The 24,339-nt window shown below is 62.2% G+C and carries 24 protein-coding genes and 1 pseudogene; 15 read left to right on the top strand and 10 right to left on the bottom strand.

The features are described 5' to 3' along the window. Positions 1 to 47 precede the first annotated feature (47 nt). Positions 48 to 1,328, bottom strand: coding sequence for an HAAAP family serine/threonine permease (locus ACZYR5_RS27295; protein ID WP_489092556.1), 1,281 nt, complete (start codon positions 1,326 to 1,328; stop codon positions 48 to 50). Between the two features lie 292 nt (positions 1,329 to 1,620). Between ACZYR5_RS27295 and ACZYR5_RS27290 the strand changes: the two genes are divergently transcribed. The 3 genes from ACZYR5_RS27290 to ACZYR5_RS27280 all read left to right on the top strand — a co-directional run bounded on the left by ACZYR5_RS27290 (position 1,621) and on the right by ACZYR5_RS27280 (position 4,748). Beyond that, positions 1,621 to 2,586: a 2-hydroxyacid dehydrogenase gene (locus tag ACZYR5_RS27290; RefSeq protein ID WP_489092555.1), complete on the top strand. Its 966-nt coding sequence runs from the start codon at positions 1,621 to 1,623 to the stop codon at positions 2,584 to 2,586. Positions 2,587 to 2,730: 144 nt separating this feature from the next. Beyond that, on the top strand, positions 2,731 to 3,798 hold the full coding sequence (locus ACZYR5_RS27285; protein WP_489092554.1) for a phosphotransferase family protein: 1,068 nt from the start codon (positions 2,731 to 2,733) through the stop codon (positions 3,796 to 3,798). A gap of 182 nt (positions 3,799 to 3,980) precedes the next feature. After that, entirely contained in the window at positions 3,981 to 4,748 is a 768-nt protein-coding gene (locus ACZYR5_RS27280; protein WP_489092553.1) for an SDR family oxidoreductase, read from the top strand. Between the two features lie 281 nt (positions 4,749 to 5,029). Here ACZYR5_RS27280 and ACZYR5_RS27275 read toward each other — a convergent pair whose 3' ends face one another. Continuing rightward, positions 5,030 to 5,593 (bottom strand): helix-turn-helix domain-containing protein, encoded by a 564-nt coding sequence (locus tag ACZYR5_RS27275; RefSeq protein WP_489092552.1) that lies wholly within the window; start codon positions 5,591 to 5,593, stop codon positions 5,030 to 5,032. On the opposite strand from ACZYR5_RS27275, the pseudogene ACZYR5_RS27270 reads away from it, so the two are divergent. The 7 genes and pseudogenes from ACZYR5_RS27270 to ACZYR5_RS27240 all read left to right on the top strand — a co-directional run bounded on the left by ACZYR5_RS27270 (position 5,588) and on the right by ACZYR5_RS27240 (position 12,786). Next, a pseudogene (locus ACZYR5_RS27270) lies at positions 5,588 to 6,603 on the top strand (DMT family transporter). The gene ACZYR5_RS27275 and the pseudogene ACZYR5_RS27270 overlap by 6 nt on opposite strands. Before the next feature lie 116 nt (positions 6,604 to 6,719). Next, entirely contained in the window at positions 6,720 to 9,635 is a 2,916-nt protein-coding gene (locus tag ACZYR5_RS27265) for a monovalent cation/H+ antiporter subunit A (RefSeq protein ID WP_489092551.1), read from the top strand. Then, a complete protein-coding gene (locus ACZYR5_RS27260) occupies positions 9,635 to 9,979 on the top strand; it encodes a Na+/H+ antiporter subunit C (protein ID WP_003202835.1) in 345 nt (114 codons plus the stop codon). The genes ACZYR5_RS27265 and ACZYR5_RS27260 overlap by 1 nt, the downstream gene beginning before the upstream one ends. Continuing rightward, complete coding sequence (locus tag ACZYR5_RS27255; RefSeq protein ID WP_489092550.1) at positions 9,976 to 11,661, top strand: monovalent cation/H+ antiporter subunit D; 1,686 nt, start codon at positions 9,976 to 9,978, stop codon at positions 11,659 to 11,661. The genes ACZYR5_RS27260 and ACZYR5_RS27255 overlap by 4 nt, the downstream gene beginning before the upstream one ends. Further along, positions 11,658 to 12,146, top strand: coding sequence for a Na+/H+ antiporter subunit E (locus tag ACZYR5_RS27250; protein WP_489092549.1), 489 nt, complete (start codon positions 11,658 to 11,660; stop codon positions 12,144 to 12,146). Before ACZYR5_RS27255 ends, ACZYR5_RS27250 begins: the two co-directional genes overlap by 4 nt. Beyond that, the gene (locus ACZYR5_RS27245; RefSeq protein ID WP_489092548.1) at positions 12,143 to 12,421 is read left to right on the top strand and encodes a K+/H+ antiporter subunit F; all 279 of its coding nucleotides are present in this window, start codon (positions 12,143 to 12,145) and stop codon (positions 12,419 to 12,421) included. Before ACZYR5_RS27250 ends, ACZYR5_RS27245 begins: the two co-directional genes overlap by 4 nt. After that, the gene (locus ACZYR5_RS27240; protein WP_489092547.1) at positions 12,418 to 12,786 is read left to right on the top strand and encodes a Na+/H+ antiporter subunit G; all 369 of its coding nucleotides are present in this window, start codon (positions 12,418 to 12,420) and stop codon (positions 12,784 to 12,786) included. The genes ACZYR5_RS27245 and ACZYR5_RS27240 overlap by 4 nt, the downstream gene beginning before the upstream one ends. A gap of 1 nt (position 12,787) precedes the next feature. Here ACZYR5_RS27240 and ACZYR5_RS27235 read toward each other — a convergent pair whose 3' ends face one another. The 4 genes from ACZYR5_RS27235 to ACZYR5_RS27220 form a co-directional block, all read right to left on the bottom strand. Continuing rightward, complete coding sequence (locus tag ACZYR5_RS27235) at positions 12,788 to 13,225, bottom strand: DUF3995 domain-containing protein (RefSeq protein ID WP_489092546.1); 438 nt, start codon at positions 13,223 to 13,225, stop codon at positions 12,788 to 12,790. 96 nt (positions 13,226 to 13,321) lie between these two features. Further along, the gene (locus ACZYR5_RS27230; RefSeq protein ID WP_489092545.1) at positions 13,322 to 14,335 is read right to left on the bottom strand and encodes an ABC transporter substrate-binding protein; all 1,014 of its coding nucleotides are present in this window, start codon (positions 14,333 to 14,335) and stop codon (positions 13,322 to 13,324) included. Positions 14,336 to 14,454: 119 nt separating this feature from the next. Next, the gene (locus ACZYR5_RS27225; protein ID WP_489092544.1) at positions 14,455 to 14,658 is read right to left on the bottom strand and encodes a hypothetical protein; all 204 of its coding nucleotides are present in this window, start codon (positions 14,656 to 14,658) and stop codon (positions 14,455 to 14,457) included. Next, complete coding sequence (locus ACZYR5_RS27220) at positions 14,659 to 15,108, bottom strand: hypothetical protein (RefSeq protein WP_489092543.1); 450 nt, start codon at positions 15,106 to 15,108, stop codon at positions 14,659 to 14,661. 417 nt (positions 15,109 to 15,525) lie between these two features. Between ACZYR5_RS27220 and ACZYR5_RS27215 the strand changes: the two genes are divergently transcribed. Next, positions 15,526 to 15,774 carry a hypothetical protein gene (locus ACZYR5_RS27215; protein WP_489092642.1) on the top strand — a complete coding sequence of 83 codons (249 nt, stop codon included), beginning with the start codon at positions 15,526 to 15,528 and terminating at the stop codon, positions 15,772 to 15,774. 104 nt (positions 15,775 to 15,878) lie between these two features. Here the strand turns inward: ACZYR5_RS27215 and ACZYR5_RS27210 are convergent, their stop codons facing one another. Continuing rightward, complete coding sequence (locus ACZYR5_RS27210; protein WP_489092542.1) at positions 15,879 to 16,097, bottom strand: hypothetical protein; 219 nt, start codon at positions 16,095 to 16,097, stop codon at positions 15,879 to 15,881. Between the two features lie 251 nt (positions 16,098 to 16,348). Then, a complete protein-coding gene (locus ACZYR5_RS27205; RefSeq protein ID WP_027616194.1) occupies positions 16,349 to 16,753 on the bottom strand; it encodes a TraR/DksA family transcriptional regulator in 405 nt (134 codons plus the stop codon). A gap of 365 nt (positions 16,754 to 17,118) precedes the next feature. Between ACZYR5_RS27205 and ACZYR5_RS27200 the strand changes: the two genes are divergently transcribed. Then, positions 17,119 to 17,730 (top strand): glutathione S-transferase, encoded by a 612-nt coding sequence (locus tag ACZYR5_RS27200; RefSeq protein ID WP_489092541.1) that lies wholly within the window; start codon positions 17,119 to 17,121, stop codon positions 17,728 to 17,730. 466 nt (positions 17,731 to 18,196) lie between these two features. Here ACZYR5_RS27200 and ACZYR5_RS27195 read toward each other — a convergent pair whose 3' ends face one another. Next, positions 18,197 to 19,270 (bottom strand): diguanylate cyclase, encoded by a 1,074-nt coding sequence (locus ACZYR5_RS27195; protein WP_489092540.1) that lies wholly within the window; start codon positions 19,268 to 19,270, stop codon positions 18,197 to 18,199. Between the two features lie 223 nt (positions 19,271 to 19,493). Here ACZYR5_RS27195 and ACZYR5_RS27190 point away from each other — a divergent pair, with 223 nt between their 5' ends. From ACZYR5_RS27190 to hglS, 3 genes are all read left to right on the top strand, one after another. After that, positions 19,494 to 20,948, top strand: coding sequence for a flavin-containing monooxygenase (locus tag ACZYR5_RS27190; protein ID WP_489092539.1), 1,455 nt, complete (start codon positions 19,494 to 19,496; stop codon positions 20,946 to 20,948). A gap of 19 nt (positions 20,949 to 20,967) precedes the next feature. Continuing rightward, a complete protein-coding gene (locus ACZYR5_RS27185; protein WP_489092538.1) occupies positions 20,968 to 21,897 on the top strand; it encodes an alpha/beta fold hydrolase in 930 nt (309 codons plus the stop codon). A 114-nt stretch (positions 21,898 to 22,011) separates the two neighbouring features. Then, positions 22,012 to 23,412 (top strand): 2-oxoadipate dioxygenase/decarboxylase HglS, encoded by a 1,401-nt coding sequence (gene hglS / locus ACZYR5_RS27180; RefSeq protein WP_489092537.1) that lies wholly within the window; start codon positions 22,012 to 22,014, stop codon positions 23,410 to 23,412. A 257-nt stretch (positions 23,413 to 23,669) separates the two neighbouring features. On the opposite strand, the gene ACZYR5_RS27175 is transcribed toward hglS, so the two are convergent. Continuing rightward, positions 23,670 to 24,251, bottom strand: coding sequence for a hypothetical protein (locus ACZYR5_RS27175; RefSeq protein ID WP_489092536.1), 582 nt, complete (start codon positions 24,249 to 24,251; stop codon positions 23,670 to 23,672). Positions 24,252 to 24,339 lie beyond the last annotated feature (88 nt).

The raw sequence follows: 24,339 nt of genomic DNA, 5'->3' as shown, positions 1-24,339 counted from the left end.
AGGATCGCCTGGAGCGGATCCTGCTCAATAATCGGTATTTGCGCCGATCACGCGGTCAGCGAGTAGATCAGTGCGGTGATCGCCACCAGACCGACTGCCGTGACAAACACGTTGGACGCCTGGCCACGGTACTTGGCCATCGCCGGCACCTTGCGCACCGCGTACATCGGCATCAGGAACAGGATCGCCGCGATCACCGGGCCACCGAGGGTCTCGATCATGCCGAGGATGCTCGGGTTGAGGGTGGCAACGATCCAGCAGACCACCAGCATGAACGCTGCGGTCATGCGATCCAGCGCCTTGGCACCGGGGCGCTTGCCGCTTTTCACGATCAGGCCCTTGAGGCCTTCGCTGGCGCCGATGTAGTGGCCGAGGAACGACTTGGAGATCGCCACGAAGGCAATCAACGGCGCCGCGAAGGCAATGGTCGGATTGCTGAAGTGGTTGGCCAGGTACGACAGGATCGACAGGTTCTGCGCCTTGGCTTCCGCCAGTTGCGCCGGCGACAGGGTCAGCACGCAGCTGAAGACGAAGAACAGCACCATCGCCACCATCAGCAGATGCGCACGGGAGAGGATCTGCGAGCTGCGTTCTTCGGCATGGCCGCCGTAGCGACGCTTCTGGTCCACGGCGAAGGCCGAGATGATCGGCGAGTGGTTGAACGAGAACACCATCACCGGAATCGCCAGCCACAGGGTATGCAGCAGCGCCGAAGGCTCAGGCACAGTGGAGGCGGTGCTGAGGATGCCGCCGTTCCAGTGTGGAACGAGGAACACCGCGAGGAACAGCAGCGCAACGATGAACGGGTAGACCATCAGGCTCATGGCCTTGACGATGACCTGCTCGCCGCAGCGGACCACGGCCAGCAGGCCGAGGATCAGCACGAACGAAAGCACGGCCCGTGGCGGCGGCATGATGTGCAACTGGTGCTCAAGGAAGCTGCCGACGGTGTTGGTCAGGGCCACGCTGTAGATCAGCAGGATCGGGAAGATCGCGAAGAAGTACAGCAAGGTGATCAGGGCACCGGCCTTGATCCCGAAATGCTCTTCGACCACTTCGGTGATGTCGGCGCCTTCGCGACCGGACAACACGAAGCGGGTCAGGCCACGGTGCGCGTAGAAAGTCATGGGGAATGCCAGCAGCGCGAGGATCAGCAGCGGCCAGAAACCGCCAAGGCCTGCGTTGATCGGCAAAAACAAGGTACCCGCACCAATCGCCGTGCCAAACAGCCCGAGCATCCACGTGGTGTCCTGACGATTCCAGCCGCTGACACTGACTGGTACCGCCGCTTCATAGCGTTCATCAACGCTATTGGCCTGATCATTCATCCGGTCGGATCTCCGCATTCCGGTATTTGCCACCCGGTCAGGACGAGTCAGAAAAACCCGACAGGCAGCGCCCTGGCCGAAACAGGGGCGCGATTGTCCGGGATTAATCAACAGAAGCAAAGACTTAGCTGAGGAACGGAGGGACGGATCAGATGAATAACCGGGGTTATTCCAGCAATGCGTTAAAAAGTTCCACGGGCGCGACAAATTTTTCAGGAAGCTGCTTGAATTAGGCTGCTGATCCCGCCACTGCCACCGCAGGGCGCGCACCCGATGCCCGAAGGAGCTGAGCATGCCCGCAACTGTCCTGGTCCTGGTTGAAACCATCAACGACTACCTGCCGATCCTCGAGCACCAGGGCTTTCACCTGATCCTCGCGCCGACGCCCGGCGAACGGGCCGAGACGATCGCCCAGCACGGCGCACAGATCGACGCGGTGTTGACCCGCGGCCCCCTCGGCCTGCACGCCGAGGAAATCGCCGCGCTGCCCAGGCTGAAGATCATCTGCGTGATTGGCGCCGGCTATGAGCAGGTCGACTTGCAGGCCGCCAGTGATCGCGGGATCAGCGTAACCAATGGTGCCGGGGTCAATGCCTCGTCTGTGGCCGACCACGCAATGGCCTTGCTGTTGGCCCTGGTGCGCGACATTCCCCGAGCCGACTCGGCGGTGCGCCGCGGCGAATGGCCGAAGGTCATGCGCCCGTCCCTGGCCGGCAAACACCTGGGCATCCTTGGTCTGGGCGCGGTCGGCATGGAAATCGCCAGGCGCGCGGCCAACGGCTTTGGCATGAGCATCAGTTACCACAACCGCCAGCTGCGCAACGATGTACCCTTCGAATTCTGCTCGACCCCCACCGAACTGGCGCGAGCCTCGGACTTTCTGATGGTCTGTACCCCCGGTGGCCTCGGCACCCAGCACCTGGTCACCAAGCAGGTGCTGGACGCCCTCGGCCCCCACGGTTTCATCGTCAACATTGCCCGGGCCAGTGTGATCATCACCGCCGACCTGATCAGCGCCCTGGAACATCGACGGATCGCCGGTGCCGCGCTGGACGTTTTCGACGCCGAGCCCCAGGTGCCCGACGCCCTCAAGACGCTGAACAATGTGATTCTGACCCCGCATGTCGCCGGCCTGTCGCCGGAAGCGACCCAGGGCACCGTGGAACTGGTGGGGCAAAACCTCCAGGCGTTCTTCAGCAATCGCCCGTTGTTGACGCCCATCACCTTGCCCAGCGCACGCCGGCGGCCGCTGCGCTGAGGTATATTCAAACGCCTGTATCAAAAGCAATGATCAAGCGGCAACACGCTCACCTATAACGGCACGCCGTGGTTGTGGGTGCCGGGTGCGCGCATTAGATTAGCCAATAGTTCCTGGCCTCCAGAATAAGCAGAAGGGATAAGCATGGCGCTTAACGACCAGTCCACCCGTATTCGCGAAGGCGAAGAGCTCGATGCCAGCCTGATCGATCCGTATCTCAAGGCACAGATTCCGGGCTTGAGCGGTTTGCCGCGGATCAGCCAGTTTCCCGGCGGCGCGTCGAACCTGACGTATCTGCTGGAATACCCCGAGCAGGAATTCGTCCTGCGCCGCCCGCCCTTTGGCCACAAGGCCAAGTCCGCCCACGACATGGGCCGCGAGTTCCGCATTCTCAATCAGCTCAAGGATGGCTTCCCGTATTGCCCGAAGGCTTACGTGCACTGCACCGATGAGTCGGTGATCGGCGCCGAGTTCTACGTGATGGAACGGGTCAAGGGCATCATCCTGCGCTCGGAGTTACCGCCGGAGCTGGGCCTGGATGCATCGCGCACCGAGGCGCTGTGCAAGAGCTTCATCGACAAGCTGGTGGAACTGCACCGCGTTGATTACAACGCCTGCGGCCTGGCCGACCTGGGCAAGCCTGAAGGCTACGTCGCACGGCAGATCCGTGGCTGGAGCGAACGCTACGACAAGGCCCTGACCCCGGATGCGCCGAGCTGGGAGGCGGTCAAGGCCTGGCTCAACGACAAGATGCCGGCCGATCACCCGACCTCGAGCATCGTGCACAACGACTACCGCTTCGACAACGTGATCCTCGACCCGAACAACCCGATGCAGATCATCGGCGTGCTGGACTGGGAACTGACCACTCTCGGCGATCCACTGATGGACCTGGGCAACAGCCTCGCCTACTGGATCGAAGCCGGCGACCCGCCACCGGTGCAACTGATGCGTCGCCAGCCAAGCCATGCACCGGGCATGCTCAGCCGCCAGGCCTTCGTCGACTACTACGCCGAACGCTCAGGCATTCGCATCGATAACTTCGACTTCTACTACACCTACGGGCTGTTCCGCCTGGCCGGTATCGTGCAGCAGATCTACTACCGCTTCTTCCACGGCCAGACCCAGGACAAACGCTTCGCGCAGTTCATTCACATGAATAAATTGCTGGAGCACATGAGTTTGCAGGTTATCCAGAAGTCCAGCCTGTAACGGTACAGCCGTGCCCCCTGTAGGAGCGAGCCGGCTCCGGGCGGCGTTCCGACGAAAAACCTGAGAGCGCCGCATTCATTCAGGATGCTCGCGTCATCGTTGACGTTTTTCGCGAGCAAGCTCGCTCCTACAGGGTCTCAACTAGCCGTTTCGGTGCCACGCCCACAATAAGGAACTCCCCCATGTCCAAGACCCAGTTGTTCGACCTCGATGGCAAGATCGCTTTCGTCTCCGGCGCCAGCCGTGGCATTGGTGAGGCGATCGCCAAACTGCTGGCCCAGCAAGGCGCCCATGTGATCGTTTCGAGTCGCAAGCTCGAGGGTTGCCAGCACGTCGCCGACGCGATCATCGCCGACGGCGGCAAAGCCACCGCCGTTGCCTGCCACATCGGTGAAATGGAGCAGATCAGCCAGGTGTTCGCCGGCATTCGCGAACAATTCGGCCGTCTCGATATCCTGGTCAACAACGCGGCCACCAACCCGCAATTCTGCAACGTGCTGGACACCGACCTCGGCGCGTTCCAGAAGACCGTCGACGTGAACATTCGCGGCTACTTCTTCATGTCGGTGGAAGCCGGCAAGCTGATGCGCGAAAACGGCGGTGGCAGCATCATCAACGTGGCGTCGATCAATGGCATCTCACCGGGGATCTTCCAGGGCATCTACTCGGTGACCAAGGCGGCGGTGATCAACATGACCAAGGTCTTCGCCAAGGAATGCGCACAGTTCGGCATTCGCTGCAACGCCCTGCTGCCGGGCCTGACCGACACCAAGTTCGCCTCGGCGCTGGTCAAGAACGACGCGATCCTCAACACCGCCCTGCAACAGATCCCGCTCAAGCGCGTCGCCGCACCAAGTGAAATGGCGGGTGCGGTGCTGTACCTGGCGAGCGATGCGTCCAGCTACACCACTGGGGTATCGCTGAATGTGGATGGTGGGTTTTTGTCCTGAGTCGCAGCCCTGCCGCTTTTTTGTAGGAGCGAGCTTGCTCGCGATGAACGTTAACGATAATGCGGGCATCCTGAATGCTCGCGGAGCTCTCAGGTTCTTCGCGAGCAAGCTCGCTCCTACAGGTTTTGAGTCGGTCACAAGATCAGCATCCACCGCAGATCCCTGGTGGGAGCTGCCCGGGCGGCGCTCCGCTGCTAGCGATGAAGCTGATGCGGTGTGGCCCCATCGCCAGCAGGCTGGCTCCTACAAGGTTTGAGTCGATCACAAATGATGCGCCCTCCTCAAATCACCACATTACGCACAAACCTCACCGCCACCTCCCCATCGTTGCGGTAGGTATGGGCAAAATTGCTGGCGAAACTGATGAACTCGCCACACGCCAGCACTCGCACCTCATCCCCCAGCACCAGCGTCAGGCTGCCCTGGAAGACATACACCTGCTCGCTCCAGCCCTCGGCATCGGCGGCGGACAGGTAGACCTCACCCGGCTCCAACTGCCACTGCCACAACTCGACCTCGCGGCTGGCGTTGGCTTTGGCCAGCAGCACCGCATGGCTGCCGGGAATGGTCCCGGCCCAGGCCAGTTCATTGATTCGTCCGGGGTCCCGTGAGTCGGGGGCCTGGATCAAGTCGCTGAAGGCCACGTCCAGCGCCTCCGCGACCCGGTCGAGGGTGGTCAGGCTGACGTTTTTCTCACCGGCCTCGATCGCCACCAGCATCCGTCGGCTGACTCCGGAAATTTCCGCCAACGCGCTCTGGCTCAGGCCGGCGGCATGACGCAGGCGACGCACGTTGAGGCTGACGTGTTGCAGGACCGAGGCGCGTTGGCCATTTTCTTTGTGCACTATATTGCTCACTTGGTTGGATTGCGCAGTATACTGCCCAGCATTCGGCGCATTGTGCGTCCCACTCCGGTAGCACGCAAGCCATGACGCCGACGACACCCGCCACACCCCGCTCTTCCTACCTGCGCCTGAGCAAGGCCGAATGCGTGCTGGTGCTGATCACCATGATCTGGGGCGGCACCTTCCTGCTGGTGCAGCACGCCATGACCGTCAGCGGGCCGATGTTCTTCGTCGGCCTGCGCTTCGCCGCCGCGGCCTTGATCGTCGCGCTGTGCTCCTGGCGCACCCTGCGCGACCTGACCCTGTTCGAACTCAAGGCCGGATTTTTCATCGGTGTGGCGATCATGATCGGCTACGGCCTGCAAACCGTGGGCCTGCAGACCATCCTCAGCAGCCAGTCCGCTTTCATCACCGCGCTCTACGTGCCCTTCGTGCCGCTGCTGCAATGGCTGGTGATGGGCCGTCGACCGGGCTTGATGCCGAGCATCGGGATCATGCTGGCGTTTTCCGGGTTGCTGCTGATTTCCGGTCCGGCCGGGGCGTCGCTGAACTTCAGCGCCGGGGAGATCGCCACGCTGATCAGTGCCGTGGCAATTGCCGCCGAAATCATCCTGATCAGCAGCTATGCCGGGCGGGTCGATGTGCGCCGGGTGACGGTGGTGCAACTGGCGACCACCTCGGTGCTGGCGATGCTGATGATTGTGCCCACCGAGGAAGCGCTGCCGAACTTCTCCTGGTTCCTGCTGGCCAGCGCCCTGGGCCTGGGGGCGGCCAGCGCGGCGATTCAGGTGGCAATGAACTGGGCGCAGAAAAGCGTTTCACCGACCCGCGCGACCCTGATCTATGCCGGCGAACCGGTGTGGGCCGGGGTGGTCGGGCGAATTGCCGGCGAGCGTCTGCCGGGCCTGGCATTGCTCGGTGCGCTGTTGATTGTGCTGGCGGTGATCGTCAGCGAATGGAAAACCAAAGCCAAGGCCGTGGCGGAAACCGAAGACCTGTTGCAGCGCTGAAAGTAACAAAATGGGAATATTCTTTCTGCTTTGTAGGATTCTGCCATAGCTTGGCAGTTGGTGATCGCCGGCCCGGCACGTATGATCCCTGACAAACCTCCGCAGATTAGAAGCCTATGTCCCTGATAGTTCTACTGCTTCTGCCATTTATTGGCAGCTGTCTGGCGGCTCTGCTGCCGCACAATGCACGAAATGCTGAATCGCTTCTGGCCGGACTGGTCGCCCTCGCGGGCACCGTCCAGGTCGCGTTGCTGTACCCGCAAATCGCCGACGGCGGGGTGATTCGTGAAGAATTCACCTGGCTGCCGAGCCTGGGCCTGGACTTTGTCCTGCGCATGGACGGCTTTGCCTGGCTGTTTTCCCTGCTGGTGCTGGGCATCGGCACCCTGGTGTCGCTGTACGCCCGCTACTACATGTCACCGGACGATCCGGTGCCACGCTTCTTCGCGTTTTTCCTGGCCTTCATGGGCGCCATGCTTGGCCTGGTGATCTCCGGCAACCTGATCCAGATCGTATTTTTCTGGGAACTGACCAGCCTCTTCTCGTTCCTGTTGATCGGCTACTGGCACCACCGCGCCGACGCCCGCCGCGGCGCCTACATGGCGCTGATGGTCACCGGTGCCGGCGGCTTGTGCCTGCTGGCGGGGGTCATGCTGCTTGGCCATGTCGTCGGCAGCTATGACCTGGACCAGGTCCTGGCCGCCGGCGACATGATTCGCGCCCATGCCCTCTACCCCATCCTGCTACCCCTGATCCTGATCGGCGCCCTGAGCAAAAGCGCGCAGTTCCCCTTCCACTTCTGGCTTCCCCACGCCATGGCCGCGCCGACACCGGTGTCGGCGTACCTGCACTCGGCAACCATGGTCAAGGCCGGGGTGTTCCTCCTGGCGCGGCTGTGGCCATCGCTGTCCGGCAGCGAAGAATGGTTCTACATCGTCAGCGGCGCCGGCGCCTGCACCCTGTTGCTCGGCGCCTACTGCGCGATGTTCCAGAACGACCTCAAGGGCCTGCTGGCGTACTCGACCATCAGCCACCTGGGCCTGATCACCCTGCTGCTCGGCCTGAACAGCCCGCTGGCCGCCGTCGCCGCGGTGTTCCATATCCTCAACCACGCGACCTTCAAGGCCTCGCTGTTCATGGCCGCGGGGATCATCGACCACGAAAGCGGCACCCGTGACATTCGCAAGCTCAGTGGCCTGATCCGCCTGATCCCGTTCACCGCCACCCTGGCCATGGTCGCCAGCGCCTCGATGGCCGGCGTGCCGTTGTTAAACGGTTTCCTCTCGAAAGAAATGTTCTTCGCCGAAACCGTGTTCATCAACGCCACCGCCTGGGTCGAGACCAGCCTGCCGATCATCGCGACCATCGCCGGCACCTTCAGCGTCGCCTATTCCCTGCGCTTCACCGTCGACGTGTTCTTCGGCCCGACCGCCACCGACCTGCCCCACACGCCCCACGAGCCGCCGCGCTGGATGCGCGCACCGGTCGAGTTGCTGGTGTTCACCTGCCTGTTGGTGGGGATTTTTCCGGCCCAGATCGTCGGCCCGCTGCTCGCTGCCGCCGCATTGCCGGTGGTCGGCGGAACCCTGCCCGAGTACAGTCTGGCGATCTGGCACGGCTTGAACGCGCCGATGATCATGAGCCTGATCGCCATGTCCGGCGGCATCGTCCTGTACCTGCTGCTGCGCAATCAGTTCCGCCACGGGCGCTTCAAATACCCGCCGCTGGTGGGCCGGTTCAACGGCAAACGCCTGTTCGAGCGCAGCCTGGTGGTGTTGATGCGCCTGGCGCGACGCGTGGAACGGCGGATCAGCACCAAGCGCCTGCAGATGCAGTTGTTCCTGCTGGTGCTGGCGGCAGTGGCCGCCGGGCTGATCCCGATGCTGCACAGCAGCCTGACCTGGGGCGACCGGCCGAAGATTCCTGGCTCGATCGTCTTCGTCACCCTCTGGCTGCTGGCGATTGCCTGCGCCCTGGGCGCCGCCTGGCAAGCCAAGTACCACCGGCTCGCGGCCCTGACCATGGTCAGCGTCTGCGGCCTGATGACCTGCATCACCTTTGTCTGGTTCTCGGCACCGGACCTGGCCCTGACCCAGCTGGTGGTGGAGGTGGTGACCACGGTGCTGATCCTGCTCGGCCTGCGCTGGCTGCCACGGCGGATCGAGGACGTCTCGCCATTGCCGGGCAGCGAAGCCCGGGCGCGGGTTCGACGCCTGCGCGACCTGGCGCTGTCGATTGCCGTCGGCCTGGGCATGGCGCTGCTGTCCTACGCCATGCTGACCCGCCAGACGCCCAACGACATCTCGTCGTTCTACCTCAGCCGCGCGCTGCCTGAGGGTGGCGGCAGCAACGTGGTCAACGTGATGCTGGTGGACTTCCGCGGCTTCGACACCCTCGGCGAAATCACCGTGCTGGCGGCGGTGGCACTGACGGTGTTCGCCCTGCTGCGACGCTTCCGCCCACCGAAAGAGAGCATGCAACTGCCGGCGCAACAACGCCTGCTGGCACCGGACGTGGTCACCGATCTGGTCAACCCGCGCCAGGCCAGCGACACCGCACTGGGGTTCATGATGGTCCCGGCGGTGCTGGTGCGCCTGCTGTTGCCGATCGCCCTGGTGGTGTCGTTCTACCTGTTCATGCGCGGCCACAATCTGCCGGGCGGCGGTTTTGTCGCCGGGCTGGTGATGTCGGTGGCGTTCATCCTGCAATACATGGTGGCCGGCACCCAGTGGGTCGAGGCGCAGATGAGCCTGCGGCCGTTGCGCTGGATGGGCGTGGGCCTGCTGTTCGCCACCGTCACCGGCCTCGGTGCGATGGCGGTCGGTTATCCGTTCCTGACGACCCACACCTGGCACTTCAGCCTGCCGCTGCTGGGCGATATCCATATCGCCAGCGCGCTGTTCTTTGACGTCGGCGTGTACGCCGTGGTGGTCGGTTCGACGCTGCTGATCCTGACCGCCCTGGCGCACCAGTCGGTGCGTGGCCACAAGCCGAGCCAGAGCAAACCCGTAATCGCGCCAGGAGCCGCCTGATGGAAGAAGTCATCGCAATTGCCATTGGCGTACTCGCGGCCTCCGGGGTCTGGCTGGTGCTGCGCCCCCGGACCTTCCAGGTGGTCATGGGCCTGTGCCTGCTGTCCTACGGGGTCAACCTGTTCATCTTCAGCATGGGCAGCCTGTTTATCGGCAAGGAGCCGATCATCAAGGACGGCGTGCCCCAGGACCTGCTGCACTACACCGACCCGCTGCCCCAGGCGCTGGTCCTCACCGCCATCGTCATCAGCTTCGCCATGACCGCGCTGTTCCTGGTGGTGCTGCTGGCGTCCCGGGGCCTGACCGGTACCGACCATGTCGACGGCCGGGAGCCTAAAGAATGAACTGGATGCAACATCTGATCGCCGCCCCCATCCTCCTGCCGTTGCTGACCGCCGCGCTGATGCTGTTGCTGGGCGAGAAACACCGGCCGCTGAAGGCCCGGCTGAACCTGTTCTCCAGCCTGATCGGCCTGGGCATTTCAGTGATGCTGCTGCTCTGGACCCAGCAAAGCGGCGAGCCGGGCTCGATTGGCGTGTACCTGCCGGGCAACTGGCAGGTGCCGTTCGGTATTGTGCTGGTGGTCGATCGCCTGTCGGCCCTGATGCTGGTGCTGACCGGGATCATCGGCGTCAGCGCGCTGCTGTTCGCCATGGCCCGCTGGGACGGTGCCGGGGCCAGTTTCCACGCGCTGTTCCAGATTCAATTGATGGGCCTGTACGGTGCCTTCCTCACCGCAGACCTGTTCAACCTGTTCGTGTTCTTCGAAGTGCTGCTGGCCGCTTCCTATGGGCTGATGCTGCATGGCTCGGGGCGCCTGCGAGTGTCGGCCGGACTGCATTACATTGCGATCAACCTGCTGGCTTCCTCGCTGTTCCTGATCGGTGCGGCGCTGATCTACGGCGTCACCGGCACCCTGAACATGGCCGACCTGGCGCTGAAGATCCCGCTGGTGCCGGAAGCCGATCGCGGCCTGCTGCATGCCGGCGCGGCGATTCTGGCGGTGGCCTTCCTCGCCAAGGCCGGGATGTGGCCGCTGAACTTCTGGCTGGTACCGGCCTACTCCTCGGCCAGCGCGCCGGTGGCCGCCATGTTCGCGATCATGACCAAGGTCGGCATCTACACCTTGCTGCGTCTGTGGACCCTGCTGTTCTCCGGCCAGGCCGGGGCTTCGGCGTATTTCGGCGGTGATTGGCTGATCTACGGCGGTATGGCGACCATCGTCTGCGCGGCGCTGGCGATCCTCTCGGCGCGGCGCCTGGAGCGCATGGCCAGCCTGAGCATCCTGGTCTCCGCAGGCATCCTGCTGTCGGCCATCGGCTTCGCCCAGCCCAACCTGGTGGCGGCGGCGCTGTTCTATCTCGTCAGCTCGACACTGGCGTTGAGCGCGCTGTTCCTCCTGGCCGAGTTGATCGAGCGCTCGCGTAACGCCGTGGAGCCGCCTCTGGACGACGAAAACGAAGCCCTGCCACAGCCGCTGCCCAGCGCGCCACTGACCAAGGGCATCAACCTCGATGACGAGCAACAGGCGGTGGTCGGCCAGGTGATTCCCTGGACCATGGCCTTCCTCGGCCTGAGCTTCATCGCCTGTGCCCTGCTGATCATCGGCATGCCGCCGCTTTCAGGCTTTATCGGCAAGCTCAGCCTGCTGGGCGCCCTGCTCAACCCGCTGGGGCTTGGCGCCTCGTCGACCCAGCCGGTGTCGCCGGCCGCCTGGAGCCTGCTGGTGTTGTTGATTGTCTCGGGGCTGACCTCGCTGATCGCCTTCTCGCGTCTGGGCATCCAGCGCTTCTGGTCGCCGGAAGAGCGTCCATCGCCGGTGCTGCGGCGCCTGGAGTGCGTGCCGATCTTCGCCCTCCTGGGCTTGAGCATTCTGCTGACGTTCAAGGCCGAACCGCTGATGCGCTTCACCCAGGCCGCGGCCAACAGCCTGAACGATCCCCAGCAGTATGTGATGGCGGTGCTCGGCACCCGCGCCGTGCCCAGCCCTGAAGCCCGGGCCGCGTTGCAGGAGGAGCAACCATGAGACGCCTGTTCCCTGCCCCGTGGTTTTCCCTGGCGCTGTGGCTGCTGTGGCTGCTGCTGAATCTGTCGGTCAGCCCCGGCAACCTGCTGCTCGGGGCGCTGCTGGCGTTCTGTGCGCCGCTGATGATGCGCAAGCTGCGGCCGTTGCCGGTGCGCATTCGCCGGCCCCTGGTGATCCTGCGCCTGTTCCTGCTGGTCGGCCGAGATGTACTGGTGTCCAACGTCGCCGTGGCCTGGGGCGTACTCAACGCCGGACGACGGGCGCCGCGCTCGGCGTTCGTCAAGGTGCCGCTGGACCTGCGCGACGCCAACGGCCTGGCGGCCTTGTCGATGATCACCACTGTGGTGCCGGGCACGGTCTGGTCGGAGTTGGCGCTGGATCGCAGCATCCTGCTGCTGCACGTGTTCGACCTGGACGACGAAGCGCACTTCATCGAGCACTTCAAGACCACTTATGAGCGCCCCCTGATGGAGATCTTCGAATGAGCGCCCTGCTCTCCAACGCGATCCTCGCCAGCCTGTTCCTGTTCTCGCTGGCGATGATCCTGACCCTGGTCCGCCTGTTCAAAGGCCCGTCGGCCCAGGACCGCGTTCTCGCCCTCGACTACCTGTACATCATCGCCATGCTGATGATGCTGGTGCTGGGCATCCGCTATGCCAGTGACACCTACTTCGAGGCCGCGCTGCTGATTGCGCTGTTCGGCTTCGTCGGTTCGTTCGCCCTGGCGAAATTCCTCCTGCGTGGCGAGGTGATCGAATGAATGCGCTTGAACAACTGCCGCTGTGGGTCGAAGTGACCGTGGCAATCTTGCTGGTGGCCAGCAGCCTGTTCACCCTGATCGGTGCCATCGGCTTGCTGCGGCTGAAGGAATTTTTCCGGCGCATGCACCCACCCGCACTGGCCTCGACCCTGGGTGCCTGGTGCGTGGCCCTGGCCTCGATCATTTATTTTTCCGCGCTCAAGTCCAGCCCGGTGCTGCACGCGTGGCTGATCCCGATTTTGCTGTCGATCACCATGCCGGTGACCACCCTGTTGCTGGCCCGCGCCGCGCTGTTCCGCAAACGCATGGCCGGCGACGACGTGCCAGCGGAAATCAGCAGCCGGCGCACCGGGAGCGGCCGTTGACTCAGACCCAGGCAACCGCCAGCAGGCCTGCCCCAAGCACCACGCACAGCGGCGAGTAGGCCCAGGTGTCGAGGCGGGCGAACTTCGATCCGGCCTGCTCCTTGAAAAAACCCACCAGCTCCGAATCGCCAATGGCCCGGGCGAACATCAGCAGGGCCATGGCGCTGATCAGCCATTGCAACGACCAGTGCTCGATGCGCGGCACGAACAGGCCGACCCGCAGACTGACAATCAGCGCCACCAGCAACAGCCCGACCGCGACCGCCAGGGTCAGCAGCGCGGAGGGCTTGAATGCCGGGTGCAACCCCTGCCCCTCTCGTCCCGGTACCTGCGGTATGACGACATCCGTCGCCCATTGCCCACCCAAGGCCCAATACACGTGGATCAAGCTGATCAGCACCAGGGCAGCAGCGATCCACTGAGCAAGCACGAAGGTCATGATCGAAATTCCTCGCAACGTTGGCAGAGCAAACAGCCTAGTCCAGTGCGAATGTCGTCGCCTTGCGCTTTGTCAATGTTCGGTGCCGGTCGTCGGCTACAGGGAGGCCGCCACCTTGTCGGCGATGTCATTGGGCAGCCAGGCCTTCCACACATCGGGATGCGCCTTCATGAAAGCTTCGGCGGCCTGGCGCGGGGTGCTGTGCTGCTCGCTCATCTGTGCCAGGGCCTTGTTCAGCGGATCGATGGGCAGGTCGACCTTGCTGAAGAACTCGGCCACTTGCGGGTACTGCTTCTGGAACGGTGTGGACACGCCAATCGATAGCTTGGAAGCCAGCGAGCGGGTCGGTTGGGGATTGGGATTATCGGCGTCGGTCAGGGTCTTCCAGGCCTCGGCGTCGAACGGCGGCTCTTCCAGCTGGATCAACTTGAAGCGCCCCAGCAAGGGCGTCGGTGACCAGTAATAGAACAGCACCGGCTTGCCGCGGCGGATCGACGAAGTAATTTCCGCGTCCAGCGCAGCGCCGGAACCGCTGCGAAAATTCACATAGCTGTCATTCAGGTCATAGGCCTTGAGCTTTTGCTGGTTGACCACTTCCGAGGTCCAGCCGATCGGGCTATTGAGAAAGCGCCCCTTGCCGGGGGTTTCCGGGTCGGCGAAAACATCTTTGTAACGCTTCAGGTCCGCGACGCTGCGCAGCTCGGGCGCCAGCGGCTTGATGCCTTTGCCAGGGTCACCCTTGACCACGTACTCCGGCACCCACCAGCCTTCGGTGGCGCCCTTGATGGTATCGCCCAGGCTCACCACCTTGCCTTCGGCCTCGGCCTTGACCCACACCGGACTGCGCCCGGCCCACTCCTCGCCAATCACCTGGATGTCGTTGTTGGCCAGGGCGGTTTCCAGGGTGATGGTGGTGCCTGGCAGGGTATCGGTCGGCAGGCCGTAGCCCTTCTCGACGATGATCCGCAGGATGTCGGTGATCAGGCTGCCGCTTTCCCAGTTCAGGTCGGCGAAATGGATCGGTGTCTGGGCAGCTGTCGCGGCCATGGGCGATGCCAGCAGGCTGACGGCGGTCAACGTGCTGGCCAGCAGCAGTCGAAATCCTTTCATGCCTTGTACCTCGTTCTGTTCACAGCGATATCAGGACAGCGTGGCGAATGACGATCGCCAGCCTCTGCTTGTTCAGTCAGTTGACTGTAGTAGAGGTTCCTGGTTTCGAAGGACGAGGTTTATTGCGCGCTCGACTCCTGCAGGCGTTGCAACTCCCTGCGCACCATGCTCGCGTACTCGGGCGGCTGCAGCAGGTAGAGCTGTGAGGCGACCCAGTTCAGCCAGGCGCCTTGCATCGGCACCTTTTTCGCGAACAGCTCGACTGCCTGGGCACGGGCGCCTTGCAGGTTCTGTTCGTGGAATTCGGCGCGGGACAGGCTCATTTATTCGCTGGCCTTGAACGACACCAGCTCACCCTTGCGGAACTTCGCGGCCTTGGCGGTCACGGCCTTGAGCGTCTTGGTCAGGCCTTCCTGCAATTGCTGGTTGGCGGCAAACACGGTAACGACGCTATGGCCTTCCTTGAACACAATGGCGTGGCCGTCGGCCGTGGTGACAAAGGCATAGTCACCCAGGCCATACACCGTCAACTTGATATCGCGAAACTTGATTTCCAACTTGCCACCTTCACGGCTCGGCAATACCGCCGCGCGAAAGTGATCGCCGACCTTGAGTTCAAGTCGTTGTTTGTCGTCCACCACCAGTGCCGACTCGGTGTCGATCTCGGCGGCGTATATACCTTCGGGCGTTTGTTCGGTGATATAGACGAAACGCGATTGAAACTGTTTGACCAGCTTTGCGCGCAGATCCCCAAGCACAAACAAAGCATGCATATCGAGATTACTTACTGCCAACGACATATCCCCACATCTGAAATTGACACTGCCCGTGGAAAAACAGACAGCAAAAAAACGGCCATACCGAAATGTTGCAGCCATGGCCAGGCTCTAACCTTGAAGTCGCAACAGCGTAAAACAGGAGCAGGCTACTGGATCGCCACGCCCTGTGTCCTGGCTGACTGTCGCCAGATATTGAAGGACGTCGTCCCTCTGACAGTCAGAAAATTCAGGAGTGTCAACTTTAGGGAGAAACCCCTACAAAAAAAGCACTTTTCTGACATATCGGCGAAAAAAAATTGCTTTAGATAAGCCTGCCTCTGCGCCAGTGGAGGCGATTCTAGAGCAGCCATGCACTTCTCGACTACCGAAAGTGCGTCACGACCGTCGGCAAACCATGGAAAAGGAATTCATATGTGCCCACAACCCGCTTCAGGCGATAACCCCCAAGTCGCGGTCTATCGTCCACACAGCCCGCAACGCGGGACTTGCAGCGAACAGCAGAAAGACTTTGATCAGCCGGCGCAACTTCGCTATCAAGTGACGTTGGCGGGGAATAGTTTCTTTCATATCACAGAAATCGCAACAGGTCGCGTAAGAGGATTCCGCGCCAATCACAATGAAGCCTGCGCACTCGCACGCAAACTCGACGTCAATCATTGAAGAGCAGCGATCAATCTGCGGCGCAGCCGGCCTACTGTTGCAATAGGTGGGTTGTGCCGTCTTGACGCGCCGTCTTGACGCGCCGGCCTGACTGTTATCCCAACTTACTGGAACCTCGCCTGGCGCAATCCTGCAGGTGGCTCGACGCTCAATTGCGCCAACCACGCGGCCTTGCATTCCTGGGCCTCGCTACGGCTGGAAAACGCGGTGCCTCGCTGCTCGCCATTGATCAGCACGACCCAGCACACCCGCTTTCCCTGCGCACGCATCCCGGCCGGCACACCACTGCCTATCATCACCGCGACATCGACTTTGCATTGCATGAATTCACCTCGAGACATTCATTAGCTTGCTAACTATTTTAATGAAGTCATACGAGGAGAAATAGCTATGTGCCTGCACTATTCAGTTACACAGACAGTAACAATCCAACGTCCTAATGGAGCACCAGAAAAAACTGCAGGCAGGCAAACGCAAAGATCGCAGCCTGCTCCAACGCCCGGGTGTTATTCCGTAGGCGCTGGCGCAGGCTGCGATCTTTTGTGCGACAGCCCGAGAAGGCTGTAACAGCGAATCAGGCTTGACGCTGGTGCTTGTCGATTTGCTCGTGACGCTCTTGAGCTTCGATGCAGTACTTGGTGGTCGGACTGATCAGCAGGCGCTTGAGGCCGATAGGCTCGCCGCTGTCGTCGCACCAGCCGAAGCTGTCATCGCCAATACGCTCCAGGGCGCGCTCGAGTTGAGGCAGCATGCGCTGGTCACGGTCAATGGCGTTCACCAGCCAGGTGCGCTCTTCTTCGACCGACGCCGCGTCAGCCGGGTCTGCCGGGGAATCCAGGCTTTCAATGGCGATACGGTTCTGCTCGATGCGCTCGTGGGTTTCCACCTTCATGTTTTGCAGCAGCTCAGTGAAATAAGCCTGCTGTTCGGCATTCATGTAGTCATCCGCCGGCATGGCCAGCAACTTATCCTTTGTCATTGATTTCTCTATAAAAAATACGTGCATTAAGGCGAATCAGGGAGCGTTCCGGTCGACCGGCAAAGGTCTCGGAAAGGCGCCGTACATTCCAAGCGCCACCCGGCACTCAATTTACGAGGGGCGGCAGTCTAAGGCCGAGTGGCGGCGTCAGCAACTGAAAAGACAGGGAATTTGTCTGACAAAGCCCTTGAATTGCTCTGCGGCAAGCTTTGGGGCGGTCATCGGAGTGTGTTTATAGCAAGAAATTCCCTCCAGTGGCTGTATATAGAAGACCAACGGCGGCCGACCCTGGATGCCCCGTTGGACGATTGCACATTTGGCGCTAAAGTCAGGCCACTTGCCACTCACCACCCAAGGAGCTGTACATGAAGCTGATCGGAATGCTCGACTCACCCTATGTAAGGCGCGTTGCCATCACTCTCAAGACGCTGGAGATCCCGTTCGAGCATGCGGCGATTTCGGTTTTTCGTGGCTTCGAGGAGTTCCAGGCAATCAATCCGGTGGTCAAGGCGCCCACCCTGGTGCTGGATGACGGCGAAGTACTGATGGATTCCAGCCTGATCATCGAGTACCTGGAAGCCTTGAGCGGCTCCGGCAACAGCCTCCTGCCCACTGCCCTGCCCCAGCGCCTGCGTGCCCTGCGCCTGATCGGCCTGGCGCTGGCGGCGTGCGAAAAGTCGGTGCAGATTTATTACGAACGCAACCTGCGCCCCGAAGAGAAACAACATGCCCCTTGGCTCGAGCGCGTCAGTGGCCAGTTACAGGCGGCCTATTCGGCACTGGAGCAGGAGCTTGAGAAACAACCGTTGAGGATGGATGGCCGCCTCGAGCAGGATGGCATTACCCTGGCCGTGGCCTGGAGTTTCACGAACCTGGTGGTGGCGGATCAGGTGGATGTGGCGCAGTTCCCACGGATCAGCGAGTTCACGGCCTATGCCGAGCAGTTGCCGGCGTTTGTCGAGACACCGTTGAATTGATTTTCTGGCCTGTGGGTTTGTCCCCAGCGCTGGCTGTTTATCGGTGTACATATCCATTGCTGCGGTAAGGGCCACTTATGGTTGCGCCGGTATGACTCACCCACATGGGTTACAAATCAGTTCACTCACATAGGTAACAGTTTTTCTGGTACGCCCGAATCTTGCGGATCACCGCCCTTGTAGGAGCGAGCCTGCTCGCGATGGTCGTCAACGATGACGCAACCATCCTGGATTGACGCGGCGGTCTCAGGTTTTTCGCGAGCAGGCTCGCTCCTACAGGGAATCGGTGCGAACCAGAAAAACAGGCCGGGCGAGGTGCCGGACGCTGGGGCAAGCGTTTTTTGCTTATTTTTTGCTGGGCCGGCACACCGGCGCTTGTAAAAAAGTAAGGCGCCGTAAGGGCGCAACCATAAGTGGCCCTTACCGCAGCAATGGATATGTACACAAAACAAGACCACGCCCCACCTCAAACCGTCCCCGCAGTCACCCGCTGCACCAGCCCGTCGGCATGGCAGATCACCCGGTTGCGCCCTGTGGTCTTGGCCGCATACAGGGCCAGGTCGGCGTCGCTGAGCCACTGGGTGGCATCGCTGTGCATCGGGTTGAAGGCGGCCAGGCCGATGCTCAGGCTGACCTGCAGGGCTGGGTTTTGCTCGTAGCCCAGGCCGGCGAAACGATCGCGCAGCGCGTCCATGGCCTGCACCGCACGGGCCAGCGGCACATCGGGCAGGATCACACAGAACTCGTCGCCGCCATAACGCCCGGCGATGTCAGTGGCGCGCAGCTGTTGCTTGAGGATCTTGCTCAGTTGGCGCAGCACAATGTCACCGGCGACATGGCCGTAGGTGTCATTGATTGCCTTGAAGTGGTCGATATCGATCAGCGCGATCGCCCCGCCGCTCTGCTGGCGCTGGCAGCGTTGGTACTCGATTTCCAGGGCATCTTTCCAGGCCCCGTGGTTCAACAGGCCGGTCAGGCTGTCGGTGCGGCTCAGGGCCAGCAATTGGCGGCGGCTTTGACTCAGGGCGTGGGTCTGGCGAAAGCACACCCAGCCCAACGCCAGCGGATATAAGGTCAGCAGCGGCAGGCAGGCGTAAAGCTGCACCGCACTGGTGGCCGGTATCACGGCCGGAAAGAACAGCAGCAGGCCCACGCCCAGGCCGAGCAGTTGGGCCAGGGTGCCAAGCAGCAGGAAGCGCGGGCCACCGAGCGCCACATTACCCATGGCCATCATCGACAGGGTCGCCACGCCGGGCAGTGGATTGAACTGCATGGCGGCGACCCAGAAGCCGCCCATCAGGGAGTCGATCAGCAGGTTGCGCTGTTCCGCGCGAAACACCGACGCCGAGCGGCGCGCCCATTGATAGGCCAGGTGCGGCCACAGCAGACCGTTGACCAGCATCAGCGCCACCAGCCAGTCGGGCGGGTCGAGGGGCATGATCGCCGCCCCGACGCACAGCAGGCCCAGCAGCACCCCGAGGGTCCGCGAGCTGTACTGACGCCTGGCCAATGAAAGTCCCTTGCCTGCACCGGATTGCATGGGGCCAACGCTCCTCTTGACTGCAGCAGGGGATTCCCCCAGCAGCAAGTGACCCACTCGGGAAATACCACGGAGTCTATCAGGGCAACGTCAAATAGCCATCACCGCCGAATCCGGGAAAAATCCACCCCGGCGCCCCGGGCGGCGAAAGTTTGACTATAAATGAGAGGGGATGAGTGCACCCTTGACGGGCGGGTAGCCAGGACATTGAGCGAGGAGGCGCATGCAGACCTATGAGGTGCTGATCATCGGCAGCGGTTTCGGCGGCCAGTGTGCGGCGGTCAACCTGCTCAAGGCGGGGATCAGCGATTTCCGCCTGTTGGAACGGCGGGATTTTTTTGGCGGCACCTGGTGCCAGAACACCTACCCCGGCGCTGCAGTGGATGTGCCCTCGCCGCTGTACTCGTTGTCGTTCGCCTCCTGGCGCTGGACGCAGATGTTTGCCGAACAGGCCGAGTTGCACCAGTACACCCAATACGTCGTCGACCACTACCGACTGCGCGACAAGGTCGAGTTGCAAGCCGATGTCGAGCGGGTCGAATGGGATCAGGCCGCGGCGCAATGGGTGGTCTTCACCCGCGGCAAAGGCCTGTTCCGCGGGCGGTTCCTGATCAATGCCTCCGGACCGTTGAGCCAACCGGTCATCCCCGCCTTCGAGGGCCTGCAGCGCTTTGCCGGCAAGAGCTTTCACAGCAACGCCTGGGATCACGCCTACGACTATCGCAACCAACGCGTGGCGATTGTCGGCAGCGGCGCGAGTGCCGCGCAGATCATTCCCGCACTGGCGCCGCAGGTGGCGCAGCTGCATGTGTTCCAGCGCAGCGCCCATTGGGTGCTGCCGCGCGCCGACCGTACATTCGGCCGCTTCCAGCGCTGGCTGCTGGGCATCAAGCCGGCCTACACCCTGTTGCGCTGGCTGATCTACTGGCAGTTCGAAACCCGGGTGATTGCCTTCAAGTACTCCACCGGCGCCTTGAAACTGGTTCAGGCCCAGGCCCTGCGTCACCTCAAGCGCCAGGTGCCGGACGCCGAGCTGCGCAAAAAACTCACCCCGGATTTCACCATCGGCTGCAAGCGGGTGATTCTTTCCAGCACCCTGTACCCGGCGCTGAGCCGCAGCAACGTCACCCTGCACGACCGCGACCAGGGCATCGCCGCCCTCGATGAACGCGGCATCCAGACCCTCGACGGGCAGCACATCGACCTCGACCTGATCGTCTGGGCCACCGGCTACGACGCCACCGACGGGGTAATCGCCTACCCGGTACTCGGCACACACGGCAGCCGCCTTAGTGACGCGTGGGCGCAGTACCCGCGCGCCTACCTGGGCACCAGCCTGCCGGACTTCCCCAACCTGTTTATCGTCACCGGCCCCAACACCGGCATCGGCCACACCTCGGCGCTGTTCATCATCGAGTCGCAGATGAACTACATCCTCGACTGCATTCAAACTGTCAGGCGCCAGGGTCTGCGCAGCATCGAGGTGCGCCAGGAGGCCGAGCAGGCCTATACGGGAATGATTCACCGCGAGATGCAGCGAACCGTATGGCAGTCCGGCGGCTGTCACAGCTGGTACCAGAGCAAGAGCGGCCACGTGATCGCGATGTTTCCCGGCTTCAGTTTCAGCTATCACCAATTGACCCGACGGCTGAAACCGGCCGACCATATTCTGTCCTGAGCGTTCTAGGGAGAAGACGATGTTCGTCGTGCTGATCGTTGTCGCACTGTTGCTGTTCTGGACCTGGCGCACCTGGCCGCGGCTCGGCCACTTCATCTACGACGCGAGCATCGCCCTCGAGGCGCGCCTGTATCGCCTGGAAAAAATCACCATGCCGATCACCGAGATGGGCATGGTCACCTACCAGGCCGGCCCCGACAAACCCGACCGGACCCTCCTGATGCTCCACGGCTTCAGCGCCGACAAGAGCATCTGGCTGCGTTTCGCCAAGCATTTCGTCGACGACTGCCGGGTGATCATTCCGGACATCGCCGGGCATGGCGAAACCGGATTCAAGGCCGGTGGCGGCTACGACATTCCGGTTCAGGCCGAGCGGATGATTCAGTTGCTCGATGTCTGTGGGATCGGCAAGGTGCACCTGATCGGCAACTCCATGGGCGGCTACATCGCCGCTTGGCTGGCCGCCACCCACCCCGGTCGCGTGGCCTCGCTGACCCTGCTCGACCCCGCTGGCCTGCCCTCCCCCGAGCCCAGCGACATGGCGCGCATGCTCGAGGCCGGGCACAACCCGTTCCTGATCGACTCGCCCGCCGACTTCCGGCAACTCTACGCCATGACCATGGCGTCCCCACCCTGGGTGCCGCGCATCGTCCTGGCCGCGCTGGCCGAGCGTTACCATGAGCGGCGCGAAGAACTGGCGGAAATCTTCACCGACTTCCACGCCAGCGAACCCATGACGGCACGCCTGTCGGCGATCCTCGCGCCGACCCTGCTGGTCTGGGGTCGCGAGGATCGCCTGCTGCACGTCAGCAGTGCGCAAGTCTGGGCCCACGGCATACCCGGCGCGCGCCTGGAAATCCTCGACGGCATCGGCCACATGCCGATGGTCGAACGCCCGCGCGACATGGCCGGGCTTTACCGGGAATTTCTCGAGCGGCCACGCCGATAGGACGCAGGACCAGTCGTTTGCAGAATGAAGTTCAGAAGAAACTTCGTTTGCCACCCCGCACGCTGCCGAACAGAATCGGCCTACTCCACAGTCACCGTGCCGGGATGCAAATTGATGAACACGCCGAACCTCGTCAGCCCTGACCTGATCCGCCAACGCTTCTCGCGGGCCATGTCAGACATGTACCGTGAAGAAGTGCCGCTGTACGGCGCCCTGATGGAACTGGTGGCGCAGACCAACGCCCAGGTACTGGAGCAGGATCAGGCAGTTGCCCGGCATCTGCACAGCACCGGCGAAATCGAACGCCTGGACCTCGAACGCCATGGCGCGATCCGCGTCGGCACCGCCGCAGAACTGGCGACCCTGTGCCGGCTGTTCGCGGTGATGGGCATGCAGCCGGTGGGTTATTACGACCTGACGCCGGCCGGCGTACCGGTCCACTCCACGGCGTTTCGCGCGGTGCATGAAAGCGCGCTGCAGGTCAGCCCGTTCCGGGTATTCACCTCGCTGCTGCGCCTGGAGTTGATCGAAAATCCCGAGCTGCGCCACTTTGCCGAGTCGGTGCTGGCCCAGCGTTCGATCTTCACCCCCAAGGCCCTTGAACTGATTGCCCAGGCCGAACAGCACGGCGGGCTCGACGAGCAGCAGGTCGAACAGTTTGTCGAACAGGCCCTGGAAACCTTCCGCTGGCACCACCGCGCCACAGTCACCGCCGCGCAATACCAGCAGCTCAGCGCCCAGCACCGCTTGATTGCCGACGTCGTGGCGTTCAAGGGCCCGCACATCAACCACCTGACCCCGCGCACCCTGGACATCGACATCGTCCAGGCGCAAATGCCCGCCCATGGCATCACCCCCAAGGCGGTGATCGAAGGCCCGCCGCGCCGGCAGTGCCCGATCCTGTTGCGCCAGACCAGCTTCAAGGCGCTGGACGAAGCCATCGCCTTCACCGACCAGCAGCAAGCCAGCGGCAGTCATAGCGCGCGCTTCGGCGAAATCGAGCAACGTGGCGCGGCCCTCACCCCACAAGGTCGCGCCCTCTACGACCGCTTGCTCAACGCCGCCCGCGATGAGCTCAAGGAGTTCCCCAACGAGGCCAATGCGGCGCGTTACAACCAACTGATGCAGCAGCACTTCGAGGCCTTCCCGGACACCTGGCGCGAACTGCGCGAGCAAGGCCTGGCGTATTTCCGGTACTTCGTCAGCGACACCGGGCACGTTGCCAGCGCCTCTGCGCTGCAAGGCCTGGACCTGGACCTGGACGCCCTGCTCGCCGGCGGTTACCTGCGCTTCGAGCCGCTGGTGTACGAGGATTTCCTGCCGGTCAGTGCCGCAGGGATTTTCCAGTCGAACCTGGGCGATGCCGCGCAAAGCCATTACGCCCAGCACTCCAATCAGGCCGCGTTCGAGCAGGCGCTTGGGCGCACGACCATCGACGAACTGCAGTTGTATGCGCAGACGCAGCAGCGTTCGATCGACGAATGCCTGGCGCAATTGAAAGGATCGGGGAAGTAGTACAAACATTCAGAAAAGTTGTACTTTCGAATGTTGTTTGTCGAACTTTAGGAGGAAGTTCGCCCGGTGCAACGGCCTCGGCAATCCTTGCACTGGTAAAGAGCCGTTACACTGGGTGAACGTCGTGGATAGTAATGCAAGTTGGCAGATATGTCTGGTGACAAATTGCGAATAATTGTTCACCAGCTATTTCAACAAAGACCATAAACGAAAAAAAACGAAACCCGCCGCGGCGGGTTTCGTTTTACATGCGGGGTTCAACCCTTCTGGGTGGTCACCTTCAACACATCGGTGTACACCACGTTCACACTTTGACCAACCTTGAGATCTTTCAGCTTGGCCTGCAACTCGGGTTTCTCCACGGTCACGGTCTTGCTCACGCCGTCCGGATTCTTCAGCGTCACCTGGTTTTTCTTCACGTCGATGGCGGTGATTTGCAGCTGCACCTTGACCTGACGGTAGGCGGTCCCGCCCGGGTTCGGGTTGTCCTCGGTGGCGCGAATTTCGCCAACGCGCTCCACCGCGCCGGGCAAGCCCTTGTCGATATCGGTGTCGAGCAGGGCCACGACCGAACGCACCACGTCCAGTTGCACTTTATCGCCCGCCTTCAGATTGCCCAGATCCTTGGCCTGCTCGCTGAGCTGGATCGAGACCGGCTTGCCCTCTTTGCCTTCCAGTACTACGAGGTGATTGGCCGCATCGACGGAGACCACCTTGGTATTGATCTGATCGGCGACCACGACTTCCGAGAATGGAATTTCGGCAGCGTAGGCCGTCAGGCTGCCAGTGGACAGCAGCGTCGCGAGGGTAATGGCTTTAGCCAGTGATTGAAGCTTCATGGTGATACGTTCCCTGTGCTTGGAAATGGAGACAGTGACTGTCAGCGCAAGCCTAAAGTCTGGTGTGCTGAGTGAGCATAGACATAGA

Source organism: Pseudomonas sp. F007 (assembly GCF_057814275.1).
The sequence above is the reverse complement of the archived record's forward strand: the minus strand, read 5'-3'. Positions and strand labels throughout refer to the sequence as shown.

Excerpts from the sequence above, each read along its gene's own strand:
- ACZYR5_RS27265 (WP_489092551.1), top strand. The coding sequence starts at position 6,720 with ATGTCCCTGATAGTTCTACTGCTTCTGCCATTTATTGGCAGCTGTCTG.
- ACZYR5_RS27235 (WP_489092546.1), bottom strand. The coding sequence starts at position 13,225 with ATGACCTTCGTGCTTGCTCAGTGGATCGCTGCTGCCCTGGTGCTGATC.
- ACZYR5_RS27280 (WP_489092553.1), top strand. The coding sequence starts at position 3,981 with ATGTCCAAGACCCAGTTGTTCGACCTCGATGGCAAGATCGCTTTCGTC.
- ACZYR5_RS27200 (WP_489092541.1), top strand. The coding sequence starts at position 17,119 with ATGAAGCTGATCGGAATGCTCGACTCACCCTATGTAAGGCGCGTTGCC.
- ACZYR5_RS27195 (WP_489092540.1), bottom strand. The coding sequence starts at position 19,270 with ATGCAATCCGGTGCAGGCAAGGGACTTTCATTGGCCAGGCGTCAGTAC.
- ACZYR5_RS27175 (WP_489092536.1), bottom strand. The coding sequence starts at position 24,251 with ATGAAGCTTCAATCACTGGCTAAAGCCATTACCCTCGCGACGCTGCTG.
- ACZYR5_RS27185 (WP_489092538.1), top strand. The coding sequence starts at position 20,968 with ATGTTCGTCGTGCTGATCGTTGTCGCACTGTTGCTGTTCTGGACCTGG.
- ACZYR5_RS27225 (WP_489092544.1), bottom strand. The coding sequence starts at position 14,658 with ATGAGCCTGTCCCGCGCCGAATTCCACGAACAGAACCTGCAAGGCGCC.
- ACZYR5_RS27245 (WP_489092548.1), top strand. The coding sequence starts at position 12,143 with ATGAGCGCCCTGCTCTCCAACGCGATCCTCGCCAGCCTGTTCCTGTTC.
- ACZYR5_RS27190 (WP_489092539.1), top strand. The coding sequence starts at position 19,494 with ATGCAGACCTATGAGGTGCTGATCATCGGCAGCGGTTTCGGCGGCCAG.
- ACZYR5_RS27250 (WP_489092549.1), top strand. The coding sequence starts at position 11,658 with ATGAGACGCCTGTTCCCTGCCCCGTGGTTTTCCCTGGCGCTGTGGCTG.
- ACZYR5_RS27285 (WP_489092554.1), top strand. The coding sequence starts at position 2,731 with ATGGCGCTTAACGACCAGTCCACCCGTATTCGCGAAGGCGAAGAGCTC.
- ACZYR5_RS27290 (WP_489092555.1), top strand. The coding sequence starts at position 1,621 with ATGCCCGCAACTGTCCTGGTCCTGGTTGAAACCATCAACGACTACCTG.
- ACZYR5_RS27240 (WP_489092547.1), top strand. The coding sequence starts at position 12,418 with ATGAATGCGCTTGAACAACTGCCGCTGTGGGTCGAAGTGACCGTGGCA.
- hglS (WP_489092537.1), top strand. The coding sequence starts at position 22,012 with ATGAACACGCCGAACCTCGTCAGCCCTGACCTGATCCGCCAACGCTTC.
- ACZYR5_RS27220 (WP_489092543.1), bottom strand. The coding sequence starts at position 15,108 with ATGCATGCTTTGTTTGTGCTTGGGGATCTGCGCGCAAAGCTGGTCAAA.
- ACZYR5_RS27210 (WP_489092542.1), bottom strand. The coding sequence starts at position 16,097 with ATGCAATGCAAAGTCGATGTCGCGGTGATGATAGGCAGTGGTGTGCCG.
- ACZYR5_RS27295 (WP_489092556.1), bottom strand. The coding sequence starts at position 1,328 with ATGAATGATCAGGCCAATAGCGTTGATGAACGCTATGAAGCGGCGGTA.
- ACZYR5_RS27230 (WP_489092545.1), bottom strand. The coding sequence starts at position 14,335 with ATGAAAGGATTTCGACTGCTGCTGGCCAGCACGTTGACCGCCGTCAGC.
- ACZYR5_RS27255 (WP_489092550.1), top strand. The coding sequence starts at position 9,976 with ATGAACTGGATGCAACATCTGATCGCCGCCCCCATCCTCCTGCCGTTG.
- ACZYR5_RS27205 (WP_027616194.1), bottom strand. The coding sequence starts at position 16,753 with ATGACAAAGGATAAGTTGCTGGCCATGCCGGCGGATGACTACATGAAT.
- ACZYR5_RS27260 (WP_003202835.1), top strand. The coding sequence starts at position 9,635 with ATGGAAGAAGTCATCGCAATTGCCATTGGCGTACTCGCGGCCTCCGGG.
- ACZYR5_RS27215 (WP_489092642.1), top strand. The coding sequence starts at position 15,526 with ATGTGCCCACAACCCGCTTCAGGCGATAACCCCCAAGTCGCGGTCTAT.